Source organism: Phytoactinopolyspora halotolerans (genome assembly GCF_010550675.1).
GTDB classification, from domain to species: domain Bacteria; phylum Actinomycetota; class Actinomycetes; order Jiangellales; family Jiangellaceae; genus Phytoactinopolyspora; species Phytoactinopolyspora halotolerans.
The window spans coordinates 394413-405318 of record NZ_JAAGOA010000002.1 but is presented as its reverse complement, the minus strand read 5'-3'; the positions used below and the strand labels follow the sequence as shown (position 1 = coordinate 405318).

Here is a 10906-nt window from a genome sequence, read left to right as displayed (position 1 = left end):
CCTCACGCCTGACCTGCTATGACAGTGCCGCTCGGCTCCGTTGCCGGAAGGCTTCCCTGGTTGTCGACTCGTTGCAGGCGGACTGCGCAGACCTTGAACTCGGGCATCCGCGAGGTCGGGTCGAGCGCCGCGTTGGTGACCCGGTTGACGGCCTGTTCGCCACCCCAGTGGAACGGCATGAAGACCGTGTCGGACCGGATCGATGCGGTCAGCCGGGCCTTGGCCAGCGCCTCACCACGCCGGCTGACGATCCGCACCCGGTCGCCGTCGCGCAGCCCATGCCACGCGGCCAGATCCGGATGGATCTCCAGGTACGGCTCGGCGGCGGTGGACCGCAACGCTTCGACGTGGCGGGTCTGCGCACCGCTCTGGTACTGCTGCAGGATGCGGCCGGTGGTCAGGTAGATCGGATGATCGTCGTCGATGTCCTCGCCGGCCGCTCGGTGATCGACCGCGACGAACCGGGCCCGGCCGTCCGGCGTCGGGAACGTACCGTCGGTGAACAGTCGGGCCTGCCCGGGCGCATCCACGGACGGGCACGGCCAGAACACGCCGTCCTCCGCCTCGATCCGTTCCCAGGTGATGCCGGAATAGTCCGCGACGCCACCCGCACTGGCGCGGCGCAGCTCCTCGAAAACGGTCCGCGGATCGGTGGAGAAGCCGCCCGGACGGCCGAGCCGGGCCGCCAGATCGGCCATCACCTCCAACTCGGTGCGCACCCCTGCGGGCGGCGGCACCGCCGCCCGCCGCCGGATGACGCGTCCCTCCAGGTTGGTCATGGTGCCGTCCTCCTCCGCCCACTGCGTGACCGGGAGGACGATGTCCGCCAGGGCGGCGGTCTCGGAGAGGAACAGGTCGCAGACGACCAGCAGGTCCAAGGCCGCCAGCCGCTCGGCCACCCGTCCGCCCCGAGGCGAGGAGACCACCAGGTTGGACCCGTGCACCAGCAGCATCCGCGGCCCGCCGTCCGTACCGAGGCTCTCGATCAGTTCGTACGCCGAGCGCCCCGGGCCCGGCAGGGCGTCCGGGTCCACGCCCCACACCCGCGCGACGTGCTCGCGGGCCGCCGGGTCGTCGATCTTGCGGTACCCGGGCAGCTGGTCCGCTTTCTGCCCGTGTTCCCGGCCGCCCTGCCCGTTGCCCTGGCCGGTGATGCACCCATAGCCGCTGTGCGGACGCCCGGGGAGCCCCAGCGCGAGGCCCAGGTTGATCAGCGCGGTGACCGTGTCGGTTCCCTTGCTGTGCTGCTCGGCGCCGCGTGCGGTCAGGATCACCGCGCCGCGCCCGGCCCGGCCCTCGGCGAGCGCCCGCACCGTAGCTCGCTGCGCGGCGACCGGGACCCCCGTGACGCGTTCGGCCCGCTCCGGCCACCATTGAGTGGCCACCCGCCACACGTCGTCGAAGCCGGTCGTCCGGGCGGTGATGTAGTCCCGGTCGACGTGCCCGTCGGCGACGGCGATGTGCAGCAGCCCCAGCGCCAGCGCCAGGTCGGTGCCCGGCAGCGGCTGCAGGTGAAGGGTGGCCTGCTCCGCGGTGGCGGTCCGGCGCGGATCCGCGACGATCACCGAGCCGCCGGCATCCCGGACCGCGTTCAGATATTGCATGAACGGCGGCATCGTCTCGGCGACGTTGCCGCCCATCAGCAGTACCGCGCCGGTCTGGGCGAGGTCCGGCAGCGGGAACGGCAGGCCCCGGTCGATGCCGAAGGCACGGTTCGACGCGGCCGCGGCCGAGGACATGCAGTACCGGCCGTTGTAGTCGATGTTGCTGGTACGCAGCGCGACACGGGCGAACTTGCCGAGCTGGTACGCCTTCTCGTTGGTGAGCCCGCCGCCGCCGAACACCGCCACCGCATCGTCACCGTGCGTTGTCTGAACCGCCCGGATCCGATCCGCCACCGCGTCGAGCGCCGTGTCCCAGGAGACCTCTCTCAACGCCTCGCCGCGGCTGTCCCGCATCAGCGGTGCGGTCAAGCGCCGAGGCGATTGAAGCAACTCGGCCGCCGTCCAGCCCTTCTGGCACAATCCGCCCCGGTTCGTCGGGAAGTCCCGCGGCGTCACCTCGACGGATGAGTGATCACCCTCGACCGTCAGGGTCATCCCACACTGCAGCGCGCAGTACGCGCAGTGCGTCTCGACGGCTCCGGTGTGGAACCGCGTATCGACGACGGGGGTCTCGGCGGCCATGTTTGCGATGGTGTGAGCGGCGGATTTCCCATCGACGTCGGCCATGTTTCCGGAGCGATAAATGCCCTGCACGGTGATCATCTCCCTCGGGTGAGACGGTTGGTGACCACGGAAAGTGGGAGGGAGAGATTCCCGCCCAGGGTGGGCGCGGGCATCGGCGTGGGAGGAGCTCCGCGACGACCTCGCCGCGGGCGAGGGCGGGAACCTCTCCCTCCCACCTCCGACGACCTCGCCGCGGATCAGATGTCCACCGTCGACAGGTTCGGCGCCCGCTGGATCATGAAGGTCCGGCGCATGTAGTGCCACCACGCCAGCGCGATGCAGACCACGTAGAAGCCGAGGAAGATGACGAAGGCGGAGGCGATCGCGTCCGCCGGCACGCCGTCGTCGTAGATCAGCCCGAGGATGCCAAAGGTGGCGGTGATGATGAACCCGCCGAAGGCGCCGACGGCGGAGGACAGCCCGATGACGGCGGCCGCCTCGGTCCGGCCCCGCGCCAATGCCGCCTCGTGTCCCTCGCCCGTGCGGTCCGCGTCGAGCAGCGCCTGCTTCTGAAAGATCATCGGGATCATCCGATAGGTAGAGCCGTTGCCGATGCCGGTGGTGAGGAAGACGAACAGGAACGCACCGAGGAACATCGGCCAGGACTCCGCGTTGACCGCGGCGATCACGAACACCGTCCCGACGCCCATCGCAACGAAGTTCCATACCGTCACCCGGGCGCCGCCGAGCCGATCGGCGAGCCAGCCACCGAACGGACGCGCGACGGACCCGATCAGCGCGCCGAGGAAGGCGTAGTTCGCGATGCTGATTCCGGGGAACAGCAACCCGATGAGCAGCGGGAAAGCCGATGCATAACCGATGAACGAACCAAAGGTCCCGATGTAGAGCCAGGACATGATCCAGGTGTGCTTGTGCCGGAGGACCTTGATCTGCTCACCGAAACTCGCCAGCGAGACGGTGAGGTTGTTCATGAAGAACCACGCGCACGCGGCGGATACCAGCCCCAGCGATGCCCACACGTACCCGGCCCGGGCCAGATCGACCCCACCGGCCGCCGCGCCGACCAGTCCGAACAGCCCGCCCGCCCCGACGATCACCGGCAGGGCCAGTTGGACCACGCTGACTCCGATGTTGCCGCCGGCGGCGTTCAAACCGAGCGCGAAACCCTTCTTGCGGTCCGGGTAGAAGAAGCTGATATTGGTCATACTGGAGGCGAAGTTGCCCCCGCCGACCCCCGCGGTCGCCGCGATCAGGAGGAACGCCCAGTACGGCGTGGACGGGTTGCGGACCGCCACGGCCAGCAGGACGGTAGGGATCAGCAACAGCAGTCCGCTGATCACGGTCCAATTCCGGCCGCCGAACCTCGGCACCGCGAAGGTGTAGGGGACTCGCAGGATGGCTCCCACGCAGTTCGGGACGGCCACCAGGAAGAACATCTGGGCGGCACTGAAGCCGAAGCCGTAGTGCGCCACCAGCAGCGCCGACGAGATGCTCCACAACGACCACACGGAGAACGCGACGTTCTCCCCGAAGATGGAGAAGATCAGGTTCCTACGCGCGACCTTCTTGCCGGTGCGCTCCCAGAACTCCTCGTCCTCCGGCTCCCAGCGGTCGATCCAGCCGCCACCGCGCTGTTGCGGTGCCGCCGCCTGTTCACGAACAAGAGTCTGCGCCATCGTCGCCTCCGCTACGTCGAGAGGTTCGAGCGGTACCGACACCACAACTGGCGGCGACAGTGCCGACCGTGGCCCCGGTGAAGGGGTAACGGGCAACAACAGTAAGAACGCGGCGTTACATCGCCGTCGCGTCAGTGACGCGCATGTGTCAACGTCTGCTCACCCGCCGAGTCGCACCGGTGTGAGAAACGCTGCGGGCAGGCGGCTTCGTGTACGTACGCGTAGCCGCCTCACGCCGGGACGAGCCTGTTCACGCCGGGTCTGAAGGAAGGGTGTCGCAGCTCACACACGGGCATGCGAGATACTTACGTCACATATGAGATGAACTGGGTGTTCGTTGGTTACCGTTGCTAGCTGTGAACCACGTGAACCGACCGGGTCCGGGTGGAGCCCCTGGTTCGCGCGAGGGCAGGACGCAGGCTAGGCCGGGACAGACCTCCGCACCCAAGAACGCTTCCCCGACGACCCCACCGCCGCCGGCTCTTCAACCGCCCCAGGGGCAGCTGGAAGCCACCCCGTCGACGCCGGGCATTCCGAGCGCCGAGTCGCCCGATGCACTCGACGGGCGCTACCCTGCGCGCGGTCCGGCCGCACGACGCCCGGCCGGACCGCTGCGCCAGCGTGCCCGCCGGGTGGTCGCACCTAGCGGGCCGCCGACCATGCCGTTCGCTCAGCCACGCCGGCAAAGCGGGCTGACCGCCGAGGTCGAGAGATCCGTGCTGGACTTGGTGTTGCGCACCGGCGAAGCGCTGATCACGACCGGGGCTCCGGTCGCCGACACCACGGCGGCGTTGCTGCGGCTCGCGGCCGGGTTCGGTGTCACCGCCTGCCAGATCGACATCACCTTCATCTCCATCACGGCATCGATCGACCGCGACGACGACCCCATCACCAAGGTTCGCGTCATCAACGTTCGCACGGCGGACTACAGCCGGCTCGCCGACCTGATGGAGTTGGTCGACGCGGCCGGCAAGGGACAGCTGGACCTCGCGGAAGCGCACACGCGCCTGGACGAGATCGTGGAGTCGCCGCATCCGTATCGCCGATGGGTGGTCACCCTGGCGATGGGCACGATGGCGGCCGGGGTCGCGATCCTGCTCAACGGCTCCTGGCTGGTGGCCCTGATCGCCGGCGTGACCACGACGATCATCGACCGCACCCTGCGCTGGTTGCGACACGAGGGCCTGCCCTACATGTTCCAGCAGGCGATCGGGGCAGCTATCGCGACCATCGTCGCACTGTTTCTGCACTGGGGCCGGAACGAGTTCGGCTGGTCGGACAGCCTGGTGACTCCGTCACTGGTGGTGGCGGCCGGCATCGTCGTGTTGCTGGCCGGCCTCTCCCTGGTGGGAGCGGCGGAGGACGCGATATCCGGCTATCCGCTGACCGCGGCGGCGCGATCATTCGAAGTGGTGCTCTACACGGCTGGGATCGTCATCGGGGTCGGGTTCATGCTCGATATCGGCCAGCGGATGGGCGTACCGCTGCGCATCGCGGACCACTCCACGCTGTCCACCCCGTTGGTGGTACAGATGCTCGCCGGAGGCGTGATCGCCGGCGCGTGGGGACTGGCCTCGTACAGCCGTACCCGTACGGTTCTGTTCGCGGCCGCCGTCGGGATGGTGGCGGCGGGCGTGTTCCTGCTCTTCCGGGATATCGGGCTCGGCCCGTCGACGTCATCGTTCATCGCGGCCATGGTGGTGGGCCTGCTGGCATCGGGCGTGGCCGAGCGGTTCGGAGCACCCTCGCTGGCGGTCTCGGTATGCGGCATCACGCCGCTGCTACCCGGTCTGCTGATCTATCAGGCGATGTTCACCACCGTGGACGCCGACGATCTGTTCGGCGGCGCGTCGATGCTGCTGAACGCCATCGCCGTCGGGCTGTCCCTGGCCGCGGGGGTGACCCTCGGCGAGTTCCTCGCCAACCCGCTCCGCAGTGAGGTGGATCGCTGGCAGCGACGCGTGCGCTCCCGCGCGAAGGGCAGCCGCACCTAGCCGGATCGATCACCGAACCGTTCTCCGATGACGGTCGTGCCATGTTCATGGTGCGATGGCGCGGATGACGGCCGAGTGCATGCCGTCCGCTACCTCGTGCGTGGGTTCGACGACCACGTCGACGAACCCCGCCTCAGCGAGGCCGAGGCGATACTCCGACATGGAGAGGGCACCGGCCACGCATCCCACGTAGGAGCCACGTTCCGCCCGATCGGCGGGCGTGATGCGGTCGTCGGCGACGACGTCCGTGACGCCGATCCGACCGCCGGATCTGAGCACACGGCGGATCTCGGAGAAGACCGCGGGCTTGTCGACGGACAGGTTGACCACGCAGTTGGAGATGACCACGTCCACCGTGCCCGCCGCCAGCGGGATATCTTCGATGGTCCCCTTCAGAAACTCGACGTTGGCGGCGCCGGCCTTCCTAGCGTTGGCCCAGGCCAGGGCAAGCATCTCCTCGGTCATGTCGAGCCCGTAGGCTTTCCCGGTCGGGCCGACGCGCCGAGCGGAGAGAAGGACGTCTATGCCTCCGCCGGAGCCCAGATCCAGCACCGTCTCTCCCGCTCGCAATTCGGCCACGGCGACGGGATTGCCGCAACCGAGGCTGGCCAGCACCGCCTCGGAAGGCAACTCCTCGCGATCCTCCACGGTGTACAGCTCCGCACCGAATCCTTCACTCACGTCCACGGCATCGGTACCGCAACATCCCGTCCCGGCGCTGGGGCCGCAACAACCGTCGCTCTCGAGGATCTTCAACGTCGCGTCTGTTGACGTCACGGCCCTCGCGGATGCCGCGTAGCGCTCGCGGACCTGCTCTCGCATCTGGTTGTCACGCATCCAGACTCACTCCTTTCCGCACCCGCGTGGGCAGCCGGGCTAGGCGGCGCCGCACTGAACGCGCTGAATAGATAGTCGTCTATGCCCTACCGTCTCACCGCCATTGATATGTGTCAATATAGAAGGGTGTCGATCGAAGACCCGGTGACTCAGGTCGAGTCGTGTTGCCCCGTCACACCCGCACCGCTGAGCATGAGCCAGGCGAGCGAACGCGCCGCCCTATTCAAGGCGCTTGCCGACCCCGTGCGGCTTCGGCTGCTCGCACTGATCGCCGCCAACTCCACGGACGGCGCGTGCGTATGCGACCTGGTCGATGCCTTCGACCTCACTCAGCCGACCATCAGCCATCACCTCAAGATCCTCCGCGAGGCTCACCTAGTCGGCTCAGAACGCCGCGGCACATGGGTGTATTACTGGATCGTTCCCGACGCGCTGAACACCGTCCGGAGCACCCTGGACCTGCTCGGCGCCGCACCAGCTGCCGCGGACGCGACCTGAGCTTGCCCATGCCGCAAAGGCCGAACTGCCTCGAAAATAGAACAACATCCAGCCAGACACGCATCTAGTTACACTTTCGCCGAAGAAAATGTAACTAGATGCGGAGGATCAGCGGTGTCGTTCCAGTTTCTCGACCCAGATCCAACCGAGACCTGGCGCAGCTCGCCGAAGTAGAGACTGCCTGCTACTCGACCACATCAGTCGTCACGGCTGGGTCGACGCTGCCAGGGCCGCACCCGTGCTACAGCGTCGCGAGGTCGAGGCCGAAGCCGCGATCGACCGGCTCGCGGGCATGACCATCAGAGACGAGCCGGCAAGCGTTCCGGTTGCCGGTGTGCCTGACGGCGAGCCCGTCGCCTGGCGGCCCTCGGCTGTCGTCCGGACGATGCTGCACAGTCGGCTCCAGGGCGTCCTCACGGGCGCGGGCCGCGAACGGATGATCCTGGATTGGGCCCGTGCCCGCGGCCGGGTGTCCAGCACCGAGGTCGCGGACTTGGCCGGAGTTGCGACGAATTACGCCGGCAAGCTGCTCGGCCACCTCGAAGCTCAGGGCTACATCAGCCCAGGACGTGCGAACCGCAGCGGAAGAGGTTTCTTCTACCGCCCGGCGGCCGTCTGACGGCACTATGCCAGTAGTGTCACTGCCAGCGGCGTAGGCCGACGAAGCCGGCCGGTCGCACCCATGCCGAGCCACGCTACTTCACTCAGTGTTCATTGACTCAATGTTGACTGAGACGATTTGTTGGTAGATCATCGTCTTCCGTGACTGACTCGGTACCGGCCCCGATTGATCAACCACAGCTGGGCCGTCGACTGTTCGCGGAGTTCCTCGGCACCGGCTTGCTGGTGGCCGTGGTGGTCGGCTCCGGCATCGCCGCCGAACGGCTGTCCCCGGACGACACCGGACTTCAACTGCTCCAGAACAGCTTGGCCACCGTATTCGGTCTGGCCATTTTGATCTTGATTCTGAGCCCGGCGTCCGGAGCACATTTCAATCCGGTGGTGTCCCTGGCGGACGCGTCGCTCCGGCGGCGGACCGGCACCGGCTTACCCGTGCCACTGGCCGCCGGGTACATGCTGGCGCAGTTCACGGGCGGTATCGCGGGTGCCGTCTTGGCCAACGTGATGTTCGACGTGCCGACGGAGCTGGCGACGGCCGACCGTGTCACCACCGGCCACCTGGTCGGAGAGATCGTGGCCACAGCCGGCCTGGTACTGGTGATCTTCGGGCTGATCCGCACCGGACGAGCCACTCTGGTCGCCCCCGCCGTGGGTGCCTATATCGGCGCCGCCTACTGGTTCACCAGCTCCACATCCTTCGCCAACCCCGCGGTCACGGTCGGCCGGATGTTCTCCGACACCTTCGCCGGAATCGCCCCAGGCTCCGCGCCGGCGTTCGTGTCCATGCAACTGATCGGCGGCGCACTCGGTCTTGCCGCCACACTCATTCTTTTTCCCGCGCCCACGAGTCCGGTCCGCGATGCCGCCATCGACGACGCCGAGCGGGCCGCCGTGCCACAGCGGCTCTGAGATCCGAACGAGCGAGAGGCATAGCTCCCATGCACATAGTCGCGATCGGCGGTAGCGACGCCGGCATCAGCGCGGCACTCCGTATCCGCGAGCTCGATCAATCCGCGGAGGTCACCGTGGTGGTGGCGGACGCCTACCCGAACTACTCGATCTGCGGCATTCCCTACTACATCTCCGGCGAGGTGACTCACTGGAACAACCTCGCTCACCGCAGCCGAGCGGAACTCGAGGCCACCGGCATGCGCCTGCGCCTCGACACCCGGGCCACGCGGATCGACGTGGCCGATCGACGCGTGGCACTCCGCGGTCCGGACGGATCGCCGTCCTGGCTGGAGTACGACGAGCTCGTTGTCGGCACCGGAGCCGTACCCCTCCGACCGCCGATCCGTGGGCTCGACCAGCTCGGACCCGCCGACGGTGTCCACCTGTTGCATTCCATGGACGACACGTTCGCGCTGTCCCGCACGATCGAGACGCGTACGCCGCGGACCGCGCTGGTGGTGGGTGCCGGGTACATCGGTCTTGAGATGGCCGAGGGACTTGCCGCACGCGGCATCGGCGTGACCCAGGTGGAGATGCTTCCCGAGGTCCTGCCGACCGTAGACCCGCAGCTGGGAGCCCTGGTCCGAGCTGAACTCGTCCGGAACGGCGTCACCGTGCACACCGGCACCAGGGTGGAAGCGATCACTCGCCGCACAGACGCCTCCACAGCCCTTCAGGTCAGCGGCACCGGTCCCGATCAGGAGCCGCTGACCTGGGATGTCGACCTAGTTCTGGTGGCGGTCGGGGTGCGCCCGGACACCGAGCTCCTGGCCGCCGCCGGAGCGCAGACCGGCCCGAGCGGCGCCATCATGGTGGACGAGACCATGTCCACCGGACTGCCACGGATCCGGGCGGCCGGCGACTGCGTCGTGACACACCATCGCCTGCTCGGAGCGACTTACCTACCGCTGGGCACCACCGCGCACAAGCAGGGCCGCGTCGCCGGCGAGAATGCCCTCGGCGGGCAGGCGCGGTTCGCGGGCAGCTTGGGCACGCAGGTCGTGAAGGTCTTCGACCTCGTGGCCGCGCGCACCGGGTTGCGCGATGATGAGGCACGCCGGGCCGGCTTCCAGCCGGTCACCGCAGGGGCCAGCCCGGACGACCACAAGGCGTATTATCCCGGCGCGCAACCGATCAACATCCGCGTGACCGGAGATCTCGCGACCGGCAGACTCCTCGGCGCCCAGCTCATCGGACGACGCGGGACCGAGGTTGCGAAGCGGGTCGACACCTTTGCCACCGCGCTTTTCCATGAGATGTCCGTCGCCAGTATGAGTGACCTGGACCTGTCCTATACGCCTCCGCTGGGTTCGCCGTGGGACGCCGTGCAGGTCGCCGCGCAGGCGTGGGTTCGCTCCCATCAACCGCCGCCAAGGTCTTCCGAGCCGGAGCGCACACTTGACACGGCGATATAGCTCAATGATTATTGACTCAATGAATACTGAGGCGAATCGAGTCGGACGGGCCCGGGTGCATGCAGCGCTCGGAGACCCGGCGCGCCTCGAGATCGTCGACGCTCTCGCGTCGGGCGATGCGGCGCCCGGCGAGATCGCCCGCCAGCTGGGCATGGGGTCCAACCTGGTCGCACACCATCTCAAGATCCTCGAGCAAGCCTGCGTCGTGCGACGGCTCCGCTCGGAAGGTGACCGGCGACGCACGTACGTCACGCTGGTGCCAGAGACACTCCACGGACTCGCGATCGGCGACGAACGGCACGCACCACGCGTGGTGTTCGTATGCGCGCAGAACTCCGCCCGCTCGCAGCTGGCCGCCGCACTCTGGGGCGCCAGCAGTGACGTTCCGGTCGATTCTGCCGGTACCCAGCCGGCCTCTCGTGTCCATCCCGGAGCCGAGGCCGCGGCGGCCCGGCACGGTTTGCGGTTGCGGACGCTCAAACCACGTCACCTCGCCGAGGTGGCCCGCGCCGATGATCTGGTCGTCGCCGTCTGCGATCAGGCGCACGAGGAACTCGGCGACGGGCTTCGGCTGCACTGGTCGATCCCGGATCCGGTGCGGGTGGGAACCGATGTGGCCTTCGACGACACGGTGGACCGGCTGCGCGCGCGAGTGGCGCAGCTCGCCGGGACCGTCAAGCCGGCCCGATGACGTGGACCGCCAAGCCAGGCCGTGATCTGCATGC

The 10906-nt window shown here is 68.1% G+C and carries 9 protein-coding genes; 6 read left to right on the top strand and 3 right to left on the bottom strand.

Annotated elements, in window-relative coordinates; all coding sequences use genetic code 11:
• Positions 1-2: 2 nt before the first annotated feature.
• Positions 3-2186, bottom strand: a complete 2184-nt coding sequence (locus G1H10_RS04230; RefSeq protein WP_163733065.1) for a molybdopterin oxidoreductase family protein — start codon at positions 2184-2186, stop codon at positions 3-5.
• Between the two features lie 239 nt (positions 2187-2425).
• Positions 2426-3865 (bottom strand): MFS transporter, encoded by a 1440-nt coding sequence (locus G1H10_RS04225; protein ID WP_163733062.1) that lies wholly within the window; start codon positions 3863-3865, stop codon positions 2426-2428.
• Positions 3866-4497: 632 nt separating this feature from the next.
• Between G1H10_RS04225 and G1H10_RS04220 the strand changes: the two genes are divergently transcribed.
• Positions 4498-5859 (top strand): threonine/serine exporter family protein, encoded by a 1362-nt coding sequence (locus G1H10_RS04220; protein WP_163733058.1) that lies wholly within the window; start codon positions 4498-4500, stop codon positions 5857-5859.
• 45 nt (positions 5860-5904) lie between these two features.
• Here G1H10_RS04220 and arsM read toward each other — a convergent pair whose 3' ends face one another.
• On the bottom strand, positions 5905-6696 hold the full coding sequence (gene arsM / locus G1H10_RS04215; protein ID WP_163733056.1) for an arsenite methyltransferase: 792 nt from the start codon (positions 6694-6696) through the stop codon (positions 5905-5907).
• 126 nt (positions 6697-6822) lie between these two features.
• Here arsM and G1H10_RS04210 point away from each other — a divergent pair, with 126 nt between their 5' ends.
• From G1H10_RS04210 to G1H10_RS04190, 5 genes are all read left to right on the top strand, one after another.
• Entirely contained in the window at positions 6823-7194 is a 372-nt protein-coding gene (locus tag G1H10_RS04210) for an ArsR/SmtB family transcription factor (RefSeq protein ID WP_312856523.1), read from the top strand.
• A 238-nt stretch (positions 7195-7432) separates the two neighbouring features.
• The gene (locus tag G1H10_RS04205; RefSeq protein ID WP_163733050.1) at positions 7433-7813 is read left to right on the top strand and encodes a hypothetical protein; all 381 of its coding nucleotides are present in this window, start codon (positions 7433-7435) and stop codon (positions 7811-7813) included.
• Between the two features lie 143 nt (positions 7814-7956).
• Positions 7957-8724 (top strand): aquaporin, encoded by a 768-nt coding sequence (locus G1H10_RS04200; RefSeq protein ID WP_216852885.1) that lies wholly within the window; start codon positions 7957-7959, stop codon positions 8722-8724.
• A 20-nt stretch (positions 8725-8744) separates the two neighbouring features.
• Entirely contained in the window at positions 8745-10181 is a 1437-nt protein-coding gene (locus G1H10_RS04195) for an FAD-dependent oxidoreductase (RefSeq protein WP_376778571.1), read from the top strand.
• Positions 10182-10200: 19 nt separating this feature from the next.
• Entirely contained in the window at positions 10201-10872 is a 672-nt protein-coding gene (locus G1H10_RS04190; RefSeq protein WP_163733045.1) for an arsenate reductase/protein-tyrosine-phosphatase family protein, read from the top strand.
• Positions 10873-10906 lie beyond the last annotated feature (34 nt).